We start from the raw sequence: 23,782 nt of genomic DNA on the forward strand, positions 1-23,782 counted from the left end.
AGGCAATAACTATATTTATTTAGATTATTAGAATCATTAGTCTTATTCTTATATATTTGGTAAAATCCCCATGCATATTGTCAAATCATGGTGGGTGAAATGACGCATGGAGATTTACTAGATTATATTATAATAATTATAAAAATAAAAGTTCTAAACCGTTAAAATTTTGCTAAGAAAAAAGCTGATAATGGTTGCGGATATGCTCCGTTAATCCAGTTTTAGCAACACGAATACTGTTAGATAGTTTTGCTAGAATTCAAAGTTTACTTTACTTCTAGGAAACAGAAAGATACATATAGTATTATCTTATAATATGACGTTAGATGTCATATTAATATTGTATACTAAGGTTAGATTTTTATCATATGCAGAGTTTGTTCTAACAAGTAAAATATTTCCTTAGATTTGTATGAATTAACTCATTTATGATATTCATATGATCTACCAAACTAAGAAAGGAGACAGGAAAGAACTGTGCACTATAAAGAAGCAAAAGGAATTCTATCTCAAACCAATGGAATGAATTTATATCGTGGCTGTACCCACGGTTGCATCTATTGCGATGCTAGGAGTAAGTGTTATCAGATGGACCATGAGTTTGAAGATATCGAAGTGAAGATAAATGCACCGGCGTTACTAGAAAAGGCTCTTAGCAGTAAGCGAAAAAAGTGTATGATAGGAACGGGTGCAATGAGTGATCCTTATCTTTCATTGGAGCCTGAATTAGAACTAACTAAAACCTGTTTGTCTTTAATAAATCAATATGGGTTTGGCCTTAGCATTCAAACAAAATCAAACCGTATTCTCCGGGACCTTGATCTCTTAAAAAGTATACATGAAAAATCAAAGTGCGTTGTTCAGATAACACTTACTACGTATGACGAAGAGCTATGCAAAATCATTGAGCCAGGGGTTTGTACTACCAGAGAACGGTTTGAAGTATTACTAAAACTGAAAGAAAATAACATACCAACGGTAGTATGGCTTGACCCAATCTTACCTTTTATAACGGATACAGAAGAAAATATAAGAGGAATCTTAAACTATTGTGTAGAAGCCAAGGTATATGGAATCATTTGCTTTGGAATGGGGCTAACGTTAAGGGAAGGAAATCGAGACTATTTTTATCAAAAATTAGACCAACATTTTCCGGGGCTAAAAAAACGATATCAAGAAACCTATGGTTATGCTTATGAGATTATGAGTAAGAACAATGATAAGCTAATGAGAATATTCCATGATGTTTGTCAGAAGAATGATATTATATGTGACAATCAAAAGCTTTTCCGATATCTTCATGAATATGAGGGGAAAAATAGGGTGGAGCAGTTAAGTTTTGATTTCATTTGATTCTAATAAGAGAGAGTTTATCTATATGATTACAAGAATAAACATCTTAGGTGGGAGATGAATTGTACGTTGCCTGCAGATAAGAAATGTAAATGTAATAGAATAACGAGGGAATAAGTAAAAGTGAACGAATCCTTATGAGAAATCATAGGGATTTTTTGTTGAAAAAAGTGATAAAACTTTTGGAAAAAGATGTTGACATTTTATTATTTAAGATATATAGTTAGTTACATAAGTAATTAACCGACAGGGTGATTAAGATAATTGTCAGTAAGGTAATGAATGGAGCGAAAGATTACTTTTAGAAAGGAGGATTTTCATGAAAATTGATTTTGAAAGTGGTAAACCAATCTTTCAACAGATAGCAGAGCAAATTGAAGATGCCATATTTATTGGAGCTTTTGAAGAAGGTGCACAAATACCATCTACTACGGAAGTTTCTACAACATTTCAAATTAATCCAGCAACCGTATTAAAAGGAATGAATCAGCTTATGGAAGAAGGAATTTTATATAAGAAAAGAGGGGTCGGCGTGTTTGTCTGTGAAGGTGCAAGAAATCAGATTGTTGGAAAAAGAAAAGAAAAGTTTTATGAAAATTATGTGGAAGGCTTAATAACAGAAGCAAAAAAACTTGATTTAACAAAACAGGATATTATCGAGTTAATAGAGAGGGGGTTAGCAAAATGAATGGAATTACGATTGAACAGGTAAGTAAAAGATTTGGAAGTGTTGTTGCATTAGACAACATTAATCTATCACTTAGTGCTGGAAAAATCTATGGTTTACTCGGTAGAAATGGAGCTGGTAAATCAACTTTATTAAATGTGATAACCAACCGTTTATTTGCAGAGAGTGGAAAAGTAATCATTGATGGAGAGAAGGCAATTGAAAACGATGAAGCATTAGCTAAGATTTACTATATGAGTGAAGGTAGCAGCTATCCTGAAAACTACTCAGTAAATGATGTCTTTCGATCAGCGAAGTTACTATATGGTGAATTTGATTTTGAATATGCAAAAAAGCTCTGTAAAAAGTTTGATTTAAATGTGAAGAAGAAAATTAAAGGCCTATCAACCGGGTATGGTTCTATTTACAAGATTATAACAGCGTTATGTCTACCAGTACCCTATCTATTATTAGATGAACCTGTTCTTGGACTGGATGCAAATCACCGAGAGTTATTTTATCAATTAATATTAGAAGACTATAATCGATATGAAAGAACCATAGTTATCTCAACCCATTTGATTGAAGAGGTTTCTGGACTAATTGAAGAAGTAATTATTATTGACAAGGGTAAGGTGATTCGTCAAGAGTCATGTGAGGAGATATTAAATTCCGGTTATACAGTTACTGGAAAGGTAAAAGATATTGAACAGTTTATTAAGAATAAGAATGTGTTAAGTGAGACTAGTCTTGGTGGGCTTAGGAGTGTTTGTATTCTTGGAAAGTTAAATCGTGCAGAGATTCCAGATACCTTAGAAATTACGAAATTAGATCTTCAGAAATTATTTGTTAATCTTACAAGGGAAAAGGGGGAGATGGCAGAATGAGATTAAGTAGAGCATTTAAGTTTCAAATGAAGGAAATTATAAAAGCAATAGCGTCTTTTTATGGAGTGATTTTTCTATTTGTTTTTTTGATTATCCCTATTTCATTTAAGTCTAGTGGTGGGGATGCAAGTTTTGGGGGATTTGAACTCTGTACAGTCGTGATGTTTTTTGTTACTATGCTTTCAATGATTCGATCCGATTTTCTTTTGTTTTTGCAACATGGATACTCAAGAAAGACCTTATTCCTAAGTACTACACTTTGCTTAGTAACCACCACGGCGGTAGTTTCTCTTATAGAAGCAATTCTATATAAGATATTCAATCATTATGTATCATACTATGGAATTTTTAATCAAGCTTATGGGGCTGTATATGCCAGTGATGCAGGAGCAAAAGGAATGATTGATGAGTACTTGTGGAAATTTTTCCTTTACATTTTAGCAGGTGCTATTGGTATTTTTATTTCTCTTCTTTATTACCGCATGAATAAACTACAAAAAATAATAGTGAGTGTAGGTGTTCCAGCCTTATTTATCGTTGTATATCCACTTTCGGATCAGTATTTATTTCATGGTGCTCTATCCAAATTTGCTATAAAGATAATGAATTTTTATACTGGTTATGCCTTTGGAAGAGAACCATATGTTAATATGCTATGTAATATTGCATTGTTCGCTTTATTTGGTGCGTTCAGCTTTTTACTATTAAGAAGATGTAATTATAAAAAATAGTAAGGTGACCTAATAAAAAAGCGGGTTGCGGCAATGTCTTAAAAAATGAGCGAAAGCGGTTTACTGCTTTCGCTCGCTTGATTATTCTTGCTATTCCATTAGGAGCAAAATGCTCATTTTGTGAACATTAACGATTCTAGTTCAAACCAATGTTTTGTTAACCATAACATTTCATTCCAAGATGCAATTTTTCCGGAAAAGGGACCCCTTTCATTCTGGTTTATGATATTGATAAACAATTTTACCATCAATAATGGTATAGAGACAATTTGTAAAGACTTCGAGCGGGTTTCCGTCAAAGATGGCGATGTCAGCATCTTTTCCTACCTCAAGGCTTCCTATTCGATCGTCAACTCTACATATTTTTGCAGCGTTTATTGTAAGAGCTTTTAGTCCTTCCTCCATCGGTAGTCCATTCTTAACAGCTAGACCAGTACAAATAGGAAGGGATTGTATAAGGCTAACCGGATGGTCGGTTGTTATGGAAACCATAACACCAGCCTTGCTAAGTTCACCCGCTGTCTTAAAGCCCATGTTTTGTGTTTCAATTTTATTGCGGGAAGTAAGATCAGGACCAACAATAGAGGGGAAACCAGAAGCTAAGATTTCCTCAGAGATTAGATGCCCTTCCGTACAGTGATCTAAGGTCATAGTTAAATCAAACTCCTTTGCGATTCGTATTGCTGTTAGGATGTCATCCGTACGATGGACATGTGCTTTCAGAGGAATCTTTTTTTCTAAGACTGGTATCCATGGCTCTAATCGAAAATCCTCCTCGAATTCCTCTAAAGTTTCTTCTGCCTTCTTCTTTTTCTTAAGATATTGCTTGGCGTTCCATAATTCTTCCCGAAGTAAAAACGCAATACCCATTCGGGTGAATGGCATCATAGCTTGTTCACCATAAAAGGATTTTGGATTTTCACCAAATGCAACCTTCATTGCTGCAGGATTTAATATAGCTAAGTCCTCAACGCATCTTGAACCTGCTGTTTTTAGAAAAGCAAATTGTCCTCCTACGACATTGGTACTTCCCGGGCCTACCATAATCCCTGTAATACCTGTTCGAATGGCATCATGAAAAGCTGGATCAAGCGGATTGATAGCATCGATTGCCCGTAGATATGGAGTAACCGGATCGCTTGTCTCATTTGAGTCGTCTCCCTCTTTCCCTTTCTTTTCTTCAGCAATACCGACGTGACAATGTGCTTCAATGAAACCTGGCATCACAATACAGTTTGTTGCTGGGATGGTAATAAGTGAATCCTCCTCACTAATTGTGATAGTAGGGGCGATTTCTTTAATTTTTCCGTCCTCTATTAAAAGATCACCGGGTTGATACGTTGTTCCGGACATCGTTAAAATTATTCCATTTTTAATTAGTAGTTTCATAGTGACTCCTTAGTTAACCATAGAGTCAAGTATTGATCTATGGATATTAGTTTATTCATGACGGAGGAAAGTTCGTGATACGAGCCTTTTATTGTATATTTTATGACTACATTCTCAAACAGCAGTGGCATGTAATGGCTGTTCGTATGAAAAGTGATAATCTAACGTATCAATTTCTTACATGTAGTATTAACAGACAATATAAAAATATGAAGATGAGCTTATATTCGTAATTGTTTTTTCTTGTATAATAAAAAACAGTATGCTATTCTAGGTGATAATAGAGAATCAAGCTTATACCGTTATAGTAAGGCGTTAAACGCCAGAAAAGGAGTTAACATATGGAACGTAGAGACAAAGTGAATTACTATCTTGATATTGCAGAAACGGTTTCCAAACGTAGTACTTGTCTTAGAAGAATTTATGGAGCAGTGATTGTAAATAATGATGAGATTATTGCAACCGGTTATGTCGGAGCTCCAAGAGGAAGAGCAAATTGTTCTGATTTGAATTTTTGCATACGCACCAAGCTTTCGGTACCACGAGGAGAACGTTATGAGTTGTGCCGTAGTGTACATGCAGAAGCAAATGCAATTATTAGTGCACCAAGAGAAAAGATGCTTGGAGCAACGCTTTATCTGGTGGGATTTGAAATGCCAGATATGACTTATATTCAGAATGCTAATAGCTGTTCCATGTGTAAACGTATGGTTATTAATGCGGGAATTGATACCGTAGTAATTAGAGATAGCAAAGAAGATTATCGTACGATTGATGTTAATGATTGGATTGAAAATGATGAATCTTTAGAGGGTGTAAGAGGATATTAAAGTAATACACTTACAAAAGATGTCCCCCTCCTCTTAGCGGAGCTGCTGTAGGGTTACGAGGAAGTAGCAAGCGATTCCGAGTATCCACTTTACAGAAAAAATGGATGATGAATAAATTTACCACAAAGGAGTAAGAAATGAGTATGACAGAGAACAAAAAATTAATACCGGAAAAAGCAGTGAAGTCATTTCTTAAACAAATACAGGATGACCGAGTGAATCTACATGGTTTTCTTATGATGCAAGAGGATGAAGTTATTTATGAGGGTTACTTGGAACCATTTCGCGCAGAATCGATGCATCGTATGTATTCCGTTGGAAAAAGTTTTACTTCAATTGCAATCGGCTTACTTGTGGAAGAAGGGAAGCTGAAACTTACAGATACAATCTGTACTTATTTTGAGGATAAGTTACCAAAAGTTGGGGTACATCCATGGATTAAAGAAACCACAATTCGTGATATGCTCTGTATGACATCAGCTCACCATACAACGACATATAAGAGAAATCCAGAAGGTGACTGGGTAGAATCATTTTTCCATGTAGAGCCTTCTCATAAACCGGGTACCATCTTTTCTTATGATACCTCTTCGACACATGTTCTATCCGCTTTAGTAGAAAGACTTACTGGAATGGAGTTACTTGATTATTTGAGAGTAAAATTCCTAGATCGCATTGGTTTTTCCAAAGATGCAAAGATTCTAAAAGATCCTATGGGGGTTTCTCAGGGCGGTTCTGGACTGATTTGTACACTAAGAGACCTAGCATTAGTAGCTAATGTATGTCTACATATGGGCGAGTATAGAGGAGAGCAGTTATTACCAAGAGAATACCTAATGGAGGCAACAACAAAGCAGGTAGACACAGTAATGCAACCATATCTTGATGAGCAATTTGGCTATGGATATCAAATATGGAAAACAAGACATAATGGATTTTGTTTCTACGGAATGGGTGGGCAGCTTGCGGTGTGTTTTCCAGAGCATAATTTTGTATTTGCAACCACAGCGGACACACAAGGTTCTCCAGATGGACTTAAAAATATATATGATGCATTTTATCAGCAAGTATATCCATATCTAGAAAGTGATTCTTTCGGTGATTCAGAAGAAACTCTTTCTGATATAATAAATCATCTAAAAGCCCCTGTTGCTTCTTCAATGTTTGAATCATACAAAGAAGAAAAGAAGACAATGGCACAAAGTTATAGTATGCAGCCAAATCAGATGGGGTTAGAGGAAGTAACAGTCGCTATCGATGGAGAAATCGGATACTTTGATTACAAAATGAAACAAAAATCACATAGGTTGACCTTCGATTTAAAGGGCGCGTTTCATCAAAAATTCCCTGATACACAGTTTGAGTGCATGTGCTCTGGAGTATGGCTTACGGAAGATGTACTTTATATCAAGACGAATATCATAGAAGAGTGTTTTGCTTCTATGAATATGCTGCTAGTATTCCGAGAGGATACGGTAACTATTTGTATGAAGAAGGCAGCAGAAATGTTTTTACAAGATTATGAGGGGTTTGCTACTGGAACAAGAACATATGGAGGTTTGGTATAGTGGGACAAGAATATTGTAATCCAGTACAACGAGGTTTTTTCCCAGATCCGTCTGTCATTCGCGTCGGCGACGATTATTACATGGTGAATTCCTCCTTTCAGTATTTTCCGGCAATTCCTATTTCACATTCCAAGGATATGGTTCACTGGCGGATTATAGGACATGCGATAACGAATCCAGAATATCTTCCGTTAGAGGATATGAAAGACTCACACGGCATTTGGGCACCAGATATTTCGTACCATGATGGAACCTTTTACATTTATGCGACACTTCGTTTAAATGGTAGCGGTACCAGAGGGAATAATGTGCTTCGAAGACAGCTTTTGGTTACTTCTAAGACACCGGAAGGTCCTTACGCTACACCTACTTGGTTTGAAGTAGACGCGATTGACCCATCTCATTTTATCGATGACGATGAAAAGCATTATATGGTAATTGCGAAAGCAGCTACTGTTATCCCATTAAGTGACGATGGAAAACATGTGATTGGTGAACCTGTTGCAGCATGGACTGGAACAGGAGAGAGCTGTCCAGAAGGACCACACATTATGAAGAAGGATGGGTACTACTATGCTATCGTTGCAGAAGGTGGAACCGGATATGGACATGGAATTAATGTAGCACGCTCTAAAAGCTTATATGGTCCTTATGAGGAGTGTCCTTATAATCCAGTACTGCGCCAGTTTAAGGAGGATTCCCCTATTCAGCGTACCGGTCATGGGAAATTGGTTCAGACACAAAACGGTGACTGGTGGATTTATTATTTACTTGGTAGACCAAATCAGGGAAGATATACGACCGTTGGTAGAGAATCTGGCCTTGACCCAGTTACATGGACAGAGGATGGCTGGTTTATCGTAAATGAAGGGAAAGGTCCAAGTGAGAAACAGATAGCACCAGACCTCAAACCGTGCGTCTTTGAGAGAAATTCAAAGGACGATTTTGAGGAAGAAAAGCTTAATTTAGAGTGGGAATTTGTTCGAAATCCTGACTATGGAAGCTGTTCTTTAACAGAGAGACCAGGATTCTTTCGCATCTGGACAAGGGATGGTAAATTAGAGGAGATTCGCGCTAAGAATACTCTAGTTCGTAGAGAGCAAGAGCTTTCTTATGAAGCAGAAACGAAATTAGAGTTTCATCCAACCAAAGACGGAGAACAGGCAGGTTTGACTTGCTACTATAGTACTGCGACTTATGCGAGATTTTCTCTCTGCTATGAGGGTGGTAGAAAACTTCAGCTTGTGATTAACCGAAATCATGGAGAGGAATTGATGGCGGAAGTTCCTAACATCAGGGAAAGTGCAGTTTATCTTAAAGTTATTGTTGATAAATTAACTCGTAGTTTCTATTATAGTTACGATGGAAATAATTGGGTTTTGGCTGGTGTATTAAAACACTGTATCTACCTATGTGACGAAGGAGTTCCAGATGATCCAAAGCGTCATACGGGTACCTTAGTTGGAATCTATGCCAATAACGGTGGTTGTGGTTCTAGAATACCTGCAGATTTTGATTATTTTTATTATCAGGATTAGTATACCCAAAATATCTTTCTCTCGCTATTTTCTCAATGCTATCGCCGGCTCAGTACGAATTAGCTTATAGCTTGCTACAGCACTTAGAAGCATAACAATGGCGAAGGTAGAAAAGACTGATATAACAACCTGAACTCCTGTAAAAATCAGCGTAAAATCAAGCAGTTTACCGAGCAATATGCTGCCAAAAAGAAGGATGAGGTTTACCACTGTCGCGAGGGAGGACAGTAACAAATTTTCACATCGAATCATCGAACTGATTTGCTGTCTGCTAAACCCAAGGGCTGATAAAAGTCCTATTTCGTGATAACGAGTATTTTGTAGCTTGTTTAGTAAAACAGTGCAGATAAACAAACCAATTGCCAAAATCAAAAAGGAAACCACAAGGAATAATTTATTTAAACTATGAAAAGTGTTTTGTAGTGCGTACACCTCATCCGAGGCGGTTTTAGCAGTAATTCCACGTAATTTTAGGACATTACTAACCCCTACAATATCCGAAAAATTCTTGACATCATAGCTAATAGAATAATTTTTTTCCTCCGTAAGATTCTTATAAAATTGTTGCTCAATATCGGAGCTGACAATAAAATCATCATAGCCAGCGTTATAGATTCCACTCATAGTAAGCTTATATTTTTGTCCGTCCAGTTCTAATATAAACTCTTTTCCTATAAGACTCTTAATGTCTGTATCAAATTTCTTGGCAAGACTCGGTGTGATTGCAATCTCATTTTGTCCGGTACGAGGCATTACCCCGTAGGATAAGCTCTCGGTTGCTTTTGGCGTTGGGAACTTCTCTGCTATCTGCTCTGTTTTACCACCTGTCGATAAAGTAAGATTACGAAGCTTATACTGATAATACACGTTTTCGATGCGTTCGTCCTTCTTAAGATATTCAAGAATTGTGCCATCGTCCGTACCCTTGATATAGCCATTATTAAAGGCGGTGTTCTTGGTCTTAAAGTCGTCAATAGAGCGTTCCATTACATTGCCAAAGGATAGAGAAAACAGAAAGGTAAGTAAGCCAATTGAGATAGAGAGAGATACCGCAGCATAACGCATTACGTGCACCTTAAAGTTTTTCACAGCGCGAGAAAATACGGAAACCTTAGGTGGTGAACCTACTATTAACGATTTTTTGTTTGTCTCATCGCGTCTTCCTACCTGCTCCTCTATTATTTTTTTCTCCTTAATGTGAATAATCTCATCGGCAAATTCGCAGATTTTTGCATCGTGAGTAATCACCACAACAAGTTTGTCCTTAGATATTTCCTGTAGCAGCTTCATAATTTCTGTTGAAGTGGTGCGGTCAAGGGCACCGGTAGGTTCATCAGCGAATATGATTTGTGGGTCACTCATCAAGGCTCTGGCGATTGCAACACGCTGCTTTTGACCGCCGGAGAGGTTTTCCACTTTTTGATTTTCCTTTTCTTTGATTCCTAGTCGCGTTAACAGTGTTGCGGCTTTTTGCTTGCTAACCTCTGGAGAATCCTCCGATAGTGCAGACGCAAGCTGCACATTATCCAGTACGGTATAACCCGGTAGCAGGTGATAATTCTGGAACACAAAGCCGATGTTATCCCGGCGATACTGACAGAGCTTGCCCGCGTCCATTCCGCTAATTGATGTGCCACCTACTAGGATTTCTCCTTCGTAATCAGTATCGAATCCAGCAAGAAGGTTAAGCAGGGTGGTTTTACCACCACCAGACGCACCCATTAGGCATACGATACCTTTGGAAGGAAAGGAATAGCTGCTGTTTTCTAGTATAATGGTATTTCCATATTTTTTTGTCACATGATTCACTTGTATCATAATTAACGATCTCCTGTCTTTAGCGAGGCAGATGCCTTAGTCATAATAACTTCGATAGTTGTGGTTGTGCAGGAGAGGATACCCATTACAAGGACGAGTATCACTCCGGTTCCAAGTAGTTTTCCGTTTAGAATATCGACATTCCAAAATGCAGTAGTTGCTAAGTTTATAAGAGGAGAAATGCATAGGAATAGAATGCCGGATGCTACTGCCAAAAGCAAAAATTCCGAAGCTGTCATCAGTAAGAGGTGCTGATTTGTATATCCACTTACTTTAAAAATTGCATATTCTCTCCTACGTGTTAGAGCGGTCATTAAGGATACAAAAAGAATGATTACAGCTGCCAAGATACCGATAACGAGAATAGCAGAACCGGACTGCTGGGTGGTCTGGTCATTTAAGCGTACCATATCCTCCACCAGTTCAAAACGTCCTAATGGGACGATGCCTTCTGCATTGAGTTCATCCTTAATTGCAATTAGATCAGCGGGTGTCTTAGTGCGGATAGTAAAGTTCCCTTCGCTGTTTTTTATGTCCGCTTGTGTGCGCATCTCATTTAGTGCAGATCTACTAAAAAAGAAGGAGTCATCCACGGAATATTCCATCAACTGTCCACCGTATTCATATTTAACTGTGGTGTCTACCACTCCAACAATGTTCACGGTGGTAGACACTGGCATTGAAACAGGTTCACCACTGTCCCAGTTATAAACGCGTCCTTTAAAGTCAATAGTTTTACCTAGTGCTTCTTCCGCTTTAATACCTAGCTTTTCAATAAAGCTTTCTGGGACAGCAATTTCGTTATCTTCTCCCATAGGCATTTTGCCTGCAATTAGCTTGTTGACAACAGGGACAGAATTACTTGTTTCGATGTTGTACTCCTTGCCATCTGCTGTTATCTTGACGTCGTTGTATGCTTGCGTGAACACGATGTGGGACACCCGCGTGTCATGTAGATATTTATCATACAGTCCATCAATATTCTGGTCTACATTGGCATTTGGCTCGTCATTTTGGGAGCCATCCGATCCACCCGCACTCATAAAGCTACCCACGATGTCGATATCCAAAATGCCTTCTCCATAGGTTTCAAACAATTTGTCAAAGGCAGACTGACTACTGTCTATAATAGCACCGCTAACTGTAACTAACAGAAGGGTTGCAGCAACCACCAGTGAAACTGTGGTAGTAATTGTACGATTCCACTTACTTTTGATGTTACTTAAAGATAGTTTACAGGCATTCGCAAAAGAAAGCTTATGAGGTTTGGACGTGTCAGCTTTTTCTTCCTTTGTGGAAATCGCCTCGGTAGCAGTAGCCAATTCCCCCTTATCAAGTTCATAAACCTTGGCTTTCTGGTCAATCAGCGAGGTATCGTGAGTAACTACTATCACAGTTCTGTTTTTGGCAATATCACGCAAAATATCCATTGTGATTTTTGAGGAGTTTTCATCTAAAGCACTGGTTGGCTCGTCTGCAATGATGACTTGAGGATTTTTCATCAGTTCTCTAGCTATTGCTACACGCTGCTTTTGACCACCAGATAACTTACCTACCTTTTGATTGGCAAGTTCACTAATTTTAAGTTCGCGTAACACCTTCATAATTGCTTTTTTATCTTGACCATGTTTTAAATATTGTGGAAGCATGATGTTCTCCAAAACTGTCAAATCATCCAACAAGTTAAAATCCTGCCACACAAAGCCGAATATATTATTATAGTAATAGCTTTTTTCCTGCTCAGTGAGTGCTTTTACATCTTGCCCACAATAAAAAACTTCGCCGTCAAATTTTTGTTCCATACCACTGATGATTTTCAGCAACGTAGTTTTACCACTACCAGAGGAACCGATGATAAAATTCAGCCCCTTGCTAATGGTCATAGAAATATTTCTTAGGGCATATTCATCCCCGAATTGCTTGGATACATTTCTTATTAAAAACATCTTGATCTCCTTTACTTACTGAAAGCTTGTTCTTGCAACTATTCCAAGGTTGCATAGCTATCGTTATTTTTCCATTGTTTCTCAATATTTTGATGATACAGCCATTAACTATGTAATCAACTTTTTCATGATCTTATCTCTTATTTCATTTTGATAAGGTTATTGTAGCAAAGACGAAATAAAATCCGTGTTAAGTAAATCTGATAAAGATCGCTTATCTTTAAATAAGTGGAAGTAATCGTGTACCTTACAAGAGATAGTCTGCTATATTTAAGAAGACCACAAACAAAGCTGTTCATGGTCTCTTTGCTATAATTGTATGATGAATCGACTGCCCGTTGTTTCATTTTTGGAAACGGAGATGACCCCGTTATGCTTTTCGATAATTGTTTTCACGGTTGATAATCCCAAGCCTGCCCCGCCCATTTGTCTTGAACGAGATTTATCCACACGAAAGAAGGGTTCAAAAATTAACTCTTCTAGCTCCTTCGGTATTCCGATACCTGTGTCTGTAATCGTTACAACAGCATGGTCTGTCGCATCACCAATGGAAATGTCAACTGTTCCGTTTTCGGTATTATATTTGATGGCGTTTTCGACTAGATTGTAAAAGGCTCTGTGCAGCAGACTTTTGTTTCCAACTATGCTTTTTGATGTGCCATTTACAATTATTGAAATATTTTTTTCTTTTGTAAGAGGAATCAACTCCTCCACTACATCTTGGAGTAATGCGTTTAGTTCGATTTGCTCATCACAGTTGAGATCATCCATATTGGTCAGGTCTAATAAATCCTTCACTAGCTCTGACAGTCGGTTTGTATGTGTGGTGATGACGGATAGTAAATTGTTGTATTCCTCGGAAGTGTGCTCTTTTTTCATTTTAAAGACATCTACCTTTGTTTTGAGTACCGTAAGCGGTGTACGTAACTCATGGGCGGCACTTTGGGAAAACCGTTTTTGCATGGCAAAGGCTTCTTCTAATTTGCCAGACATCTGATTAAATGAAATCGTCAGATCCGCAATCTCATCGTGAATTTCTGGTACCGGTAAATCCTCAGATAGATTGTGTACCGTACGATTTTTCATCTGGTGGCTCAACACCCGTAATGGCATTAAAGCTTTTCCTGTAATATAGTAGGTAAGTCCACCGCCTATGGCCACGATTAATACCATATATAGAATACTTTGATATAAAAAATGAGTTCGCGCTATCCTGGAGTCTGCCGATGGCGCTGATATGCCGATGGAAGGGGGCTGTACCCACATTGATGTTTCTTCCGTTACTTCAGTTGCTGGTGTTAATGGGATGGCTTCAATTACATTCGCCATACGGTTTGCGGAAAAGTTTAAAATAATAGTTAAGCCAATACAGCAGGCGGTTATTGCTAAGATACTAAGAGCAGTCAGTCGAGCACGAATGGGTAGCTTTTTTAACATAGTGATTTACCTCCATTCAAATAATAACCCTCGCCGATTTTAGTTGCGATAGGATCATATCCAAGTGCTATCTTAAGCTTTTTGCGCAGAGAAGCAATGTGTACCCGAACCGCATTACTAAAGCTATCCGCTTCCATATTCCAAATGTGCTCCATCAGCTCCTCTTGACTGATGACCTTACTTTGGTTCAAAAGAAAATACTCCAACAAGGCTAACTCTTTTTTTGTCATAGTAACATCGATACCATTTACGGATACCGTACGTCCAACTGTATTTAAGGAAATTTCGTTCCATAGGAGCACCGCATTTTCCTGTAAGAAGGAACGGCGCAATAGATTACGGATGCGTGCCACTAGTTCTTCAAAAGCAAAAGGCTTTGACAGGTAATCATTTGCACCGATATCAAGTCCCAATACCTTATCGGATACGCTACTTCGAGCGGATAAAATAAGAATTTTCAAATCTTTATTTGTTTTTCGTACCTCTGATAATATGTCAATACCATCCATACCAGGAAGATTTAAGTCCAATACAACAAGATCATAAGTTTCTGTGGAGATAAGCTCATATGCCACATCTCCACGATAACAGGTATCAACGGCATATCCATCTATTTGTAATCCCTCTGCGATGGTATCGCATAAATCAATTTCATCCTCAACGATTAAGATTCGCATCGAAACACCTCCAATTTTTTATTTATTATACCACATCAACATAAATTCTACGTTAAGGGAATTTGCAACAAAAAGAGACTTTCCATTGTATATAGAGTGAAAGGGGGCGAAAGGATGGGACTTGAATCATTATCCGGAGATGATTTGGTCAGAGAGATCATTGAATTAGAACCGATGAAATTGCAAGAATCCTAAAAAAGAAGGATACTACAATTAGGTCACTATTATCAAGAGCAAGTGAAAAGCTAAAAACGACATTAAAGGAGGCGTATGATTTTCATGAGTGATTATAAAAATGCCTTAACAAAAATATATATCAGTAAGGAAATGGAGGAACGAGTAATGAGAGAAGTTAAGACGAAGGTAACAAAGACAAAACAACAGAGGACCGTAGGTAGGAGATGGCTATTACCGGCAGCGATGGTTGCTTGCGTGGTTCTTTCACTGGGTATTTTAGTTTTACCTAAATTGACGAAGGGTACGAAGGAACAAGTACAAATACCGAATCCGATAGTAGAGACAGATGATATTAAGACCTTAAAAGAAAGTGTTTCGTTCCCTTTAAAGGTGCCAACGGTTGTTCCAGAAGGGTATGAAGTTATTGATACTTCAGTAATTGGGGGAACCATAGCACAAATCACTTATTCCAATGGTACTAATAACATTACTTATCGTATGGCAGAAGGTACGGATGATATCAGCGGTGAATATAACACTTATGAGAAGTTGCGTGAAATTACAGTGGATGGACAAAATGTTTTATTAAAGGGGAATAATGACGGATATCAGGTAGCAACTTGGACAGATGGAACATATACGTATTCAATTACCTCAGATAGTCCTTTAAGGGAAAAACAAATTGTTCAAATGATAGAAGGAATTCAGTAATACGGAGGATGTTTCCGATAAGAATTGGATATTATTAAATTAGTACAGATGATATAAAGAGATGAAAAAACAGGAACAAACGAATCGTTTGTTCCTGCTTCTTTATAAAGAAGTATATTCTAGATTTAAAATAAATTCTGGCTTGAAAAAAGAATGATTTATCCTAATTATCTATAAAAAGGATTCTCTGTCGGATATAGCATGGAAGCTGGTTTGTTAAATTCAATGTCAGCTACACCAAAGTATTTAAATACTTCAAAGATTGCCTTACCGAAGTGTCCGAATGCAACAGCTCCGTGATGAGGATAATTCTTTTCAACTAATACATGACGGTAGAAACGCTTCATTTCTGGAATCGCAAATACACCAATGCTTCCGAAGGACTGAGTTGGAACAGGAAGAACTTCACCTTCTGCAACATAAGCACGTAATACTGTATCAGCGGTGCTCTGAAGACGGAAGAATGTGATATCACCCGGAGCGATATCACCCTCTAAGGTACCCCTTGTGATGTTTGGTTCCTGATTTGGCTCAAGGCTTCTAGCCATAATCTTCTGATTCTTCATTGAGCAGAAGGATAACTTCTTAGATGGTGTATTTCCACAATGGAAGCCCATAAAGGTGTCGGTTGGCTTATAGTAAAATTTGCCTTTGATTGAAGCATCGTACATATCAGCAGGTACGGTGTTGTTAATATCAAGAAGAGTAACAGAATCTTCGCTGACACAAACACCAAGGTACTCGCTTAATGCACCATAGATATCAACTTCACAGGAGATTGGCATACCCTTACTTGCAAAACGGCTATTTACATAACATGGTACGAAACCAAACTGAGTCTGGAAGGATGGCCAGCACTTATTAGCGAATACAACAAATTCTTTACAACCCTTGTGAGCATCTGCCCAGTCAAGTAATGTTAGCTCATACTGCGCAAGCTTTGGAAGGATACCAGGCATATTATTTCCAGTACCAAGCTCTTCTTCCATATCTTTAATCACATCTGGAATTCTAGGGTCATTTGCATGATCGTTAAAAGATGCGAATAAATCAAGCTCTGAGTTCTCTTCAATTTCAACACCTAGACTATATAACGCTTTGATTGGAGCGTTACATGCAAGGAAATCCTGAGGTCTTGGACCGAAGGAGATGATCTTTAGGTTCTGTAAACCGATAATTGCACGAGCGATTGGTAAGAACTCTTCAATCATAGTAGCAACCTCAGTAGGTGTACCAACTGGATATTCTGGTATGTATGCGCGGATATTACGTAACTTTAAGTTATAGCTTGCATTTAACATACCACAGTAAGCATCGCCACGTTCATCTGCAAGAATAGAGGTATTCTCCTCTGCTGCTGCAGCGAACATAACAGGACCATCGAAGTTCTTAGCTAATAATGTTTCGCTGCTTTCTGGACCAAAGTTACCAAGGTAAACAACGAGAGCATTACAATTTGCTGCTTTTACATCAGCAAGAGCTTTTAACATATCTTTCTCATTTTCAATCGTGACTGGACATTCGTAAATTTCAAGTCCTTTTTCGCGATAGGCAGATACAACAGCTTCTCTTCTTCTGTTGGAGAGACTCATAGGGAAACAGTCTCTACTTACGGCAACAATGCCGACATTAATGTTTGGAATGTTATTCATTTGAAAATACCAAACCTTTCATAGTAGTGGGTGTTGTAAGTTGTTACGGGAATAATTAGTTTAGTCATAAAACTATGTAATTCTATTATAAGTTTAACTATACGAAATGTCAAGGAAATACAAGCGATACATAAAGAAAAATACACGCTGTATACAAAGAAAAAACAAACTGAGTACAAAGAAAAACATAGCTTGTAAAAGAAAGATATTAGCTGTTTGTAAAAGAAAATAGTAGTTATTTGTATAAGAAAATATTAGTTGGCATTTACAAATACAAAGGATACCTTAAGAAAAAAGTATCAAGAGGTACTTTAAGAGAAAACTAATATAAATACTTTAGTACACTGCATAACATGTCAATATATGTTGAACTTAGTTGTATATTGTAGCAATTTATGTATAATATAATATGACATCATTGAAGAACTGGAAGGCGTTATATAGACAGCAGTAGTTCTAAGAAAGTGCGGATTTCTTTTATGAAAATTATGGCTAAGAAGAGCGTAAAATTTACAAATTGAAAGAAGGTTCATTATGATGGAAAAAAAGAGGAATGAAGGAGAAATTAAGGCAAAACGGTTAAAAAAACAGGCACAATCAAAGAGGGAAGAGAATAAAGATAAGTTATATAAGCGAAACAAAGAATTAAAACAAAAGAAGGGAACTAGACAGGATAGGTATTCAAAGCAGAGGGAGAAAAAAAGGATCTTTGGAATTCGTCTAAGGTTAGTCTTGGCGTTTATGGTACCAATCGCCTTTATTATCTTTCTAGGAGTTACATCTTATAATAAAACGTCAGATGCAATGTTAAAAAGCTATGAAGAATCAACCTTTCAGTCTCTTAAGACTACAACAAACTACTTTGAACTAGCGATGGAAACGGTAGAATTACGCTTAAATCAGTTAAAGGGCTATGAGAACTTAAAGAATTATTATTCTGGTACATATAAAAATGATCCGGTAACAGATATGACTACATATAAGAATCTTCAAGTATATATTGAAACAACGACATATTCCGATAATGTATTGGCTAACTTCTACTTATTTAGTAAACGTGGTAATAATTTATGTACCACTGGGAGTATGGATTTAAGTGGTAGGGAATTAATGGATGCTTATCTTGATACCGAAGAGGGTAAAAGAGATGAAAGTGAACGCGGAGCATATTCTTGGTCTGGAAAGCATCAGTTTGTTGATGAGCATTTTGTACAGGATAAAAGTAAAGTTACAATACCATATGCATTTTCCGTATCTTCTGCATTTTTTGGGAATGGATTTAAACAAATCGGTTATATGGTAGCAGATATCAGGCTAGATTTATTTCAAAAGAAATTGTCAGAGCTTGAGATTTCTGAAGATTCTATCTTTGTAGCGATCTCAAAGGATGGATATGAAGTGCATTGTGATGGAGATGAGGACGTTTTGGTTGCTGACAAATCGTTTTATATCGATGCAATCGAAGGTCCAGAGTTAAGCGGAACTAGCTATGTGGATTATAATGGTGAAAAGCACTTGTTTTTATATTCAAAAGCTACGAAATCTGGAATTACCGTATGTGGATTAGTTCCATACTCTTATTTGATATCACAAGCAAATGCAATTAAAACCTCAACTGTTATATTAGTTCTTATTGCAGTGGCCTGCGCCATGTTAATTGCAGTCATTATGTCAACTGATATGGGAAACGCTATTAATAAAATTATTGTCGTACTAAAAAAGGCTTCAGAAGGGGACTTAACTGTATCTGTTAATTGCCATAGAAAAGATGAATTTGGTATGTTATCTGATAGCGCAAATGTTATGATTTCTAATGTAAAGGATCTTATTGATAAAGCGCAGAAAGTAAAGGATACCATTTCATCATCCACAGACGAAGTATCGGATTCCACAAAACAGCTTTTAATAGCGACTCAAAATATTTCTACCTCGATTGAAGAAATTCGTCAGGGTATTGTACAACAAGCGGAAGATTCCGAAAAATGCCTTCGTCAGTCAGATGAACTAACATCGAGAGTGAATCAGGTATCGGATAATGTTACAACGATTGAAAAACTGACTGGGGACTCAAAAGCTGTTGTACAGCAAGGATTAGTTTCCATCGGCATATTGCGTGATAAGTCAGAAGAAACAACAAAGATAACAAAAAATATCATCGGGGAAATCGAATCGCTAGAGACAGAGAGCGAGTCCATCGGTAAAATTATTGGTGTTATTAATGATATCGCAGAGCAGACGAATTTGTTATCTTTGAATGCGTCAATTGAAGCAGCTAGAGCAGGGGATGCTGGTCGTGGGTTTGCAGTCGTTGCAGATGAGATAAGAAAACTTGCAGAACAATCCGTTAGAGCATCTGGTGAAATTGCAACTATCATTAGCAGCATTCAAGGAAAAACGAAACTTACCGTAACCACAGTTCAAAAGTCAGAGAATATTGTAAAATCTCAGGGAAATGCGTTATTAGATACCATCGATTTATTCCAGAAAATTGATGCATCGGTTGGTATGATAGCGAAAGAGCTAATTGAGATCACGTCTGGTATTTCTAGTATTAAAATTGCTGAAAATACTACATTAAATGCAATAGAGAGTATATCTGCGGTATCGGAAGAGACAGCTGCATCATCGGAAGAAGTAGATAATGCAGCAAATCGTCAAGTAGAAACGGTATCAAAATTAAGTGAGGCGACCTTGCATTTAGAATCGGATGCAAAGGAATTAAACGAAGCATTAAATCAATTTCGTATATAAGTTTAGGAGGTAACATGGTTATGCCGGAGTCATTGACAGAAGTTAATTTAGTATCAACAACCGTCCGTTTGTTGTTAGCATTAGTATGCGGAGGAATTCTTGGGATAGAACGAGGACGGAAAAAACGACCGGCAGGTTTTCGAACTTATATGTTAGTTTGTATAGGGTCAACCTTAGTAATGATTACGAATCAATTCATCTGTTCACAGTATCCAAATACTGATCCTGCGCGTTTGGGCGCGCAGGTTATCAGTGGTATCGGTTTTCTTGGTGCAGGGACAATTATCGTGACAGGTAAAAATCGAGTAATGGGGTTAACAACAGCTGCTGGCCTTTGGGCGGCAGCTTGTATTGGTCTATCGATCGGTGTTGGTTTTTATTCCGGTGCTATTATTGGCTGCATACTTATCTTTTTTGTGATGTCAGTACTTCATGGACTAGACGAGCGCGTGATATCCTCTGTAAAGATAATAAACCTTTATATAGAGATATCAAAAATGAGTGATGTAGGGCATTTTATGAAATTTACAAAAGAGCAGGAATTAAAAGTAAGTAACTTTGAACTTGTAAGAGGTAAATCAGCTTCAGAGATAGCCTTAACAGTTACGTTACAACTCCCGAAGCGATACACACAAATCGAAATTATAGAACTATTAAGTACAGTTGAGGGAGTTACTTATATGGAAGAAATCTAGAGTAACAAAAAATAGTATTTAACCTCATCAGGAGTTCAAGCTCCTGATGAGGTTATGAGCAAGTAGCGTAAGCGGATTGCGAATATCTGCTTCGACATGGGGTAAGGACTTACCTGTTTGAAATGCCACGTAGTGGTAATGAGGTTATGAGCAAATAGTGTAAGTGGATTGTGAATATCCGCTTTGACCAGAAGGAGTGAATTTAGCCGCTTGAATGTAAGCGCTTTCATGTGCTATAATAAGATATCATGCGTATTATCTTTCGTTGAGCTTAGAAGGATATGCCAGAAGAATCGCAATGGAACAACGTAGTTACCAAGAATACTAGGAGGATTAGACCATGGACATGATTGTAAAGTACATTAATGAATTACTTGATAAGAGTACACCAGAAGTACCGATGTGGAACATAGAAAAAATTAAGAGCGGAGAAAAATCAGAATGGAACTACATTGACGGTTGTATGATTAAGGCTGTTCTTGAGATGTACGCAATAACAAAAGAAGAGAAGTACTTAAAATTTGCAGATGAGTTTATTGATTATCGTGTAGATGATGAGGGTAATATTTCTGGGTATGAAGTGGAAAAGTTCAACATTGATGACGTGAACGCAGGTAAAACATTATTTGAACTTTATGACTTAACCGGGAAAGAAAAGTACCGAAAAGCAATCAATATTATTTATAAGCAAGTGAAAACTCAACCAAGAACTAGAGAAGGTAACTTTTGGCATAAACTAATTTACCCTCAGCAGGTATGGTTGGATGGCTTATATATGGGACAACCTTTTTACATGGAATATGAAACTCGTTTTAATGATAAAAAGAATTATGCGGATATCTTCCATCAGTTCTTTAATGTATATGAGATGCTAAGAGATGAAAAGACTGGCTTATATTATCATGCATTTGACTCTTCAAGAGAAATGTTCTGGTGTGATAAAGAGACAGGATTATCCAAGCATTTTTGGTTAAGAGCCCTTGGCTGGTATGCAATGGCTCTCTTAGATACCTTAGATAAATGTGAACCAACTGGTTATGAGAAAGAGTATGAAAAACTAAAGCAAATTTTTATCGAATACATGGAAGCAATTTTAAAATATCAGGATGAAAGCGGTATGTGGTATCAAATTCCTGATATGGGTGGACGTGAACGCAATTACCTTGAGACAAGCGGAAGTTCTATTATGGCATACGCATTACTAAAGGGTGTGCGTCTTGGCTTCTTACCAGAGAGCTATCGTGAGAATGCAAAGAAGGCAATGGATGGTATTTGTGAGAAGTACCTTCATACAGAAGAAGGTAAGATGAGCCTTGGAGGTATTTGTCTTGTAGCTGGTCTTGGCGGTAAGCAAATGAGAGATGGTACTTATGATTACTATATGTCAGAGCCTATTGTTAAAGACGATGCTAAGGGTGTTGGACCATTCTTATTAGCATATACAGAAATGCTTCGTCTTCAGAAATAATAGTAAGCAATAAAGTTAGTGTATAGTATCCTTTTTCACAATATAGTGGTGATTTATCAAATAAATACTCGATTAATAATTAAAAAACAATAAATTCGACAAAAAATATGTAAAAAAGCCTTTCAAAAAGTTTAAAAATTCTGTGAACTTATTTGGAAAGGCTTTTTTTTTGCAATGAAGTATGGTATAACTAGATATACAGCCTGTTTGTTAGAATAGAAACGGTATGCCTTAAATTAGCAAGACAACAACATGATTTGCTTTAGAGGGGCTAGTTTATGCAAGAGAATATCCTATGGGGGAAAATTTTTAGTTGCATAATTAAAAAAAAGATAGAATATAAGAGAGGGTTTAAGATGAAGAAAAAAGCATTATTACTTGGACTTTGCGGATGCCTTATGCTATCAGTGGTAGCGTGTGGCAAGAAAAGTGGTCTTGATGTAACATTAGGACAATATAAAGGAATTGAAGTTACAGTAGAGCCTGTTGAGATTACAGAAGAAGATGTTAATAAACAATTAGAGAATTTTAACAATCAAAAAGGCAAGGATGTTAAGATCACAGATAGAACCGATGTACGTGATGGTGATACAGTAAACATTGATTACGTTGGTAAGATTGACGGTAAAGAATTTGACGGTGGAAAAGATGAAGGTTACAATTTAAAGATTGGATCCAAGACATTCATTGATGGATTTGAGTCTGGATTAGTTGGTAAGAATGTTGGTGAAACTGTTGATGTACCTGTAACGTTTCCGAATCCTTACGATAGTAATCCTGACTTAGCTGGAAAGGAAGCAGTCTTCACTGTTACAGTTAATTACCTTACAGATGGTAAAAAAGAGCCTTTAACAGATGAGGTAGTGAAACAGAATTCAGACTATGAGACAATCGATGCTTATAAGGATTATATTAAGACATCATTAACTAAAAATGCAGAGCAAGCAGCACAGACACAGAAAGAAATTGATATTATTCAAAAGGCAATTGATAATACTACCTTTAAGAACTTAGAGCAAAAAGAGTTTGATACAGAAGAAGCAGATATGAGAGCTTATTATACAAGTGCTGCTTCCCAGTATGGTGTAGATTTAAAGACCTATATTCTTTACGTTTTTGGTATGACCGAGGAGCAGTTTAATGCAGAAATCAAAAAAGCAGCTGAGTTTAATGTAAAGCAAAGACTTATGTTAGATGAAGTTGTAAAGGCTGAGAAATTAGAGATTACAGACGAAGAATATACAGAAAAAGTAACAGAATATGCTGAACAGAATAGCTTTAAAACAGTTGAAGAATTTGAAGAAGCATACAAAGGCAAGGAAAATGTTAAGATTGCTTTATTAAGAGAAAAGGCACTTGATTTAGTCATTGATTCTGCTGTAGTAAAATAATTAGGAGACTTTTGTAGCTTGATTAAAGCGAACAATTGCTATGTATAAGGGAAAGGGGTATCTTAAAGTATTTGACTTTAAGATACCCTTTTTCCT

Annotated in this window: 18 protein-coding genes; 12 read left to right on the forward strand and 6 right to left on the reverse strand. The window is 37.1% G+C overall.

Annotation, left to right across the window (positions count from 1 at the left end; genetic code table 11):
* The first annotated feature begins 477 nt into the window (after positions 1-477).
* The 4 genes from RTP52_RS00655 (at position 478) to RTP52_RS00670 (ending at position 3,638) form a co-directional block, all read left to right on the forward strand.
* Complete coding sequence (locus RTP52_RS00655) at positions 478-1,353, forward strand: SPL family radical SAM protein (RefSeq protein WP_312368558.1); 876 nt, start codon at positions 478-480, stop codon at positions 1,351-1,353.
* Positions 1,354-1,672: 319 nt separating this feature from the next.
* A complete protein-coding gene (locus RTP52_RS00660) occupies positions 1,673-2,041 on the forward strand; it encodes a GntR family transcriptional regulator (protein ID WP_312368559.1) in 369 nt (122 codons plus the stop codon).
* Positions 2,038-2,907 (forward strand): ABC transporter ATP-binding protein, encoded by an 870-nt coding sequence (locus RTP52_RS00665; protein ID WP_312368560.1) that lies wholly within the window; start codon positions 2,038-2,040, stop codon positions 2,905-2,907. The genes RTP52_RS00660 and RTP52_RS00665 overlap by 4 nt, the downstream gene beginning before the upstream one ends.
* Positions 2,904-3,638 carry a hypothetical protein gene (locus RTP52_RS00670; RefSeq protein ID WP_312368561.1) on the forward strand — a complete coding sequence of 245 codons (735 nt, stop codon included), beginning with the start codon at positions 2,904-2,906 and terminating at the stop codon, positions 3,636-3,638. The genes RTP52_RS00665 and RTP52_RS00670 overlap by 4 nt, the downstream gene beginning before the upstream one ends.
* Before the next feature lie 210 nt (positions 3,639-3,848).
* On the opposite strand, the gene RTP52_RS00675 is transcribed toward RTP52_RS00670, so the two are convergent.
* Positions 3,849-5,027, reverse strand: a complete 1,179-nt coding sequence (locus RTP52_RS00675) for an amidohydrolase (protein ID WP_312368562.1) — start codon at positions 5,025-5,027, stop codon at positions 3,849-3,851.
* A 341-nt stretch (positions 5,028-5,368) separates the two neighbouring features.
* Between RTP52_RS00675 and RTP52_RS00680 the strand changes: the two genes are divergently transcribed.
* The 3 genes from RTP52_RS00680 to RTP52_RS00690 all read left to right on the forward strand — a co-directional run bounded on the left by RTP52_RS00680 (position 5,369) and on the right by RTP52_RS00690 (position 8,963).
* Positions 5,369-5,857, forward strand: a complete 489-nt coding sequence (locus tag RTP52_RS00680; RefSeq protein ID WP_312102365.1) for a deoxycytidylate deaminase — start codon at positions 5,369-5,371, stop codon at positions 5,855-5,857.
* A 137-nt stretch (positions 5,858-5,994) separates the two neighbouring features.
* The gene (locus RTP52_RS00685) at positions 5,995-7,425 is read left to right on the forward strand and encodes a serine hydrolase domain-containing protein (protein ID WP_312368563.1); all 1,431 of its coding nucleotides are present in this window, start codon (positions 5,995-5,997) and stop codon (positions 7,423-7,425) included.
* Positions 7,425-8,963: a glycoside hydrolase family 43 protein gene (locus RTP52_RS00690; RefSeq protein WP_312368564.1), complete on the forward strand. Its 1,539-nt coding sequence runs from the start codon at positions 7,425-7,427 to the stop codon at positions 8,961-8,963. Before RTP52_RS00685 ends, RTP52_RS00690 begins: the two co-directional genes overlap by 1 nt.
* A gap of 24 nt (positions 8,964-8,987) precedes the next feature.
* Here the strand turns inward: RTP52_RS00690 and RTP52_RS00695 are convergent, their stop codons facing one another.
* The 4 genes from RTP52_RS00695 to RTP52_RS00710 all read right to left on the reverse strand — a co-directional run bounded on the left by RTP52_RS00695 (position 8,988) and on the right by RTP52_RS00710 (position 14,841).
* Positions 8,988-10,781, reverse strand: coding sequence for an ABC transporter ATP-binding protein/permease (locus tag RTP52_RS00695; RefSeq protein ID WP_312368566.1), 1,794 nt, complete (start codon positions 10,779-10,781; stop codon positions 8,988-8,990).
* A gap of 2 nt (positions 10,782-10,783) precedes the next feature.
* Complete coding sequence (locus RTP52_RS00700; RefSeq protein ID WP_312368568.1) at positions 10,784-12,727, reverse strand: ABC transporter ATP-binding protein/permease; 1,944 nt, start codon at positions 12,725-12,727, stop codon at positions 10,784-10,786.
* A 309-nt stretch (positions 12,728-13,036) separates the two neighbouring features.
* A complete protein-coding gene (locus RTP52_RS00705; protein WP_312102353.1) occupies positions 13,037-14,164 on the reverse strand; it encodes a sensor histidine kinase in 1,128 nt (375 codons plus the stop codon).
* Positions 14,158-14,841 carry a response regulator transcription factor gene (locus RTP52_RS00710; protein ID WP_312368570.1) on the reverse strand — a complete coding sequence of 228 codons (684 nt, stop codon included), beginning with the start codon at positions 14,839-14,841 and terminating at the stop codon, positions 14,158-14,160. Before RTP52_RS00710 ends, RTP52_RS00705 begins: the two co-directional genes overlap by 7 nt.
* 279 nt (positions 14,842-15,120) lie before the next feature.
* Between RTP52_RS00710 and RTP52_RS00715 the strand changes: the two genes are divergently transcribed.
* Positions 15,121-15,729: a DUF4367 domain-containing protein gene (locus tag RTP52_RS00715; protein ID WP_312368572.1), complete on the forward strand. Its 609-nt coding sequence runs from the start codon at positions 15,121-15,123 to the stop codon at positions 15,727-15,729.
* A gap of 167 nt (positions 15,730-15,896) precedes the next feature.
* Here the strand turns inward: RTP52_RS00715 and RTP52_RS00720 are convergent, their stop codons facing one another.
* Entirely contained in the window at positions 15,897-17,381 is a 1,485-nt protein-coding gene (locus RTP52_RS00720) for an L-fucose/L-arabinose isomerase family protein (protein WP_312368574.1), read from the reverse strand.
* Positions 17,382-17,915: 534 nt separating this feature from the next.
* Here RTP52_RS00720 and RTP52_RS00725 point away from each other — a divergent pair.
* The 4 genes from RTP52_RS00725 to tig all read left to right on the forward strand — a co-directional run bounded on the left by RTP52_RS00725 (position 17,916) and on the right by tig (position 23,686).
* Positions 17,916-20,132, forward strand: coding sequence for a methyl-accepting chemotaxis protein (locus RTP52_RS00725; RefSeq protein WP_312368575.1), 2,217 nt, complete (start codon positions 17,916-17,918; stop codon positions 20,130-20,132).
* 20 nt (positions 20,133-20,152) lie between these two features.
* A complete protein-coding gene (locus tag RTP52_RS00730; protein ID WP_330694223.1) occupies positions 20,153-20,827 on the forward strand; it encodes an MgtC/SapB family protein in 675 nt (224 codons plus the stop codon).
* 340 nt (positions 20,828-21,167) lie between these two features.
* Positions 21,168-22,295, forward strand: coding sequence for a glycoside hydrolase family 88/105 protein (locus RTP52_RS00735; protein WP_312102341.1), 1,128 nt, complete (start codon positions 21,168-21,170; stop codon positions 22,293-22,295).
* A 356-nt stretch (positions 22,296-22,651) separates the two neighbouring features.
* The gene (gene tig, locus RTP52_RS00740) at positions 22,652-23,686 is read left to right on the forward strand and encodes a trigger factor (RefSeq protein WP_312102339.1); all 1,035 of its coding nucleotides are present in this window, start codon (positions 22,652-22,654) and stop codon (positions 23,684-23,686) included.
* Positions 23,687-23,782: the final 96 nt, after the last annotated feature.

This window comes from Lachnoclostridium sp. (assembly GCF_031997925.1).
GTDB lineage: Bacteria > Bacillota > Clostridia > Lachnospirales > Lachnospiraceae > Lachnoclostridium.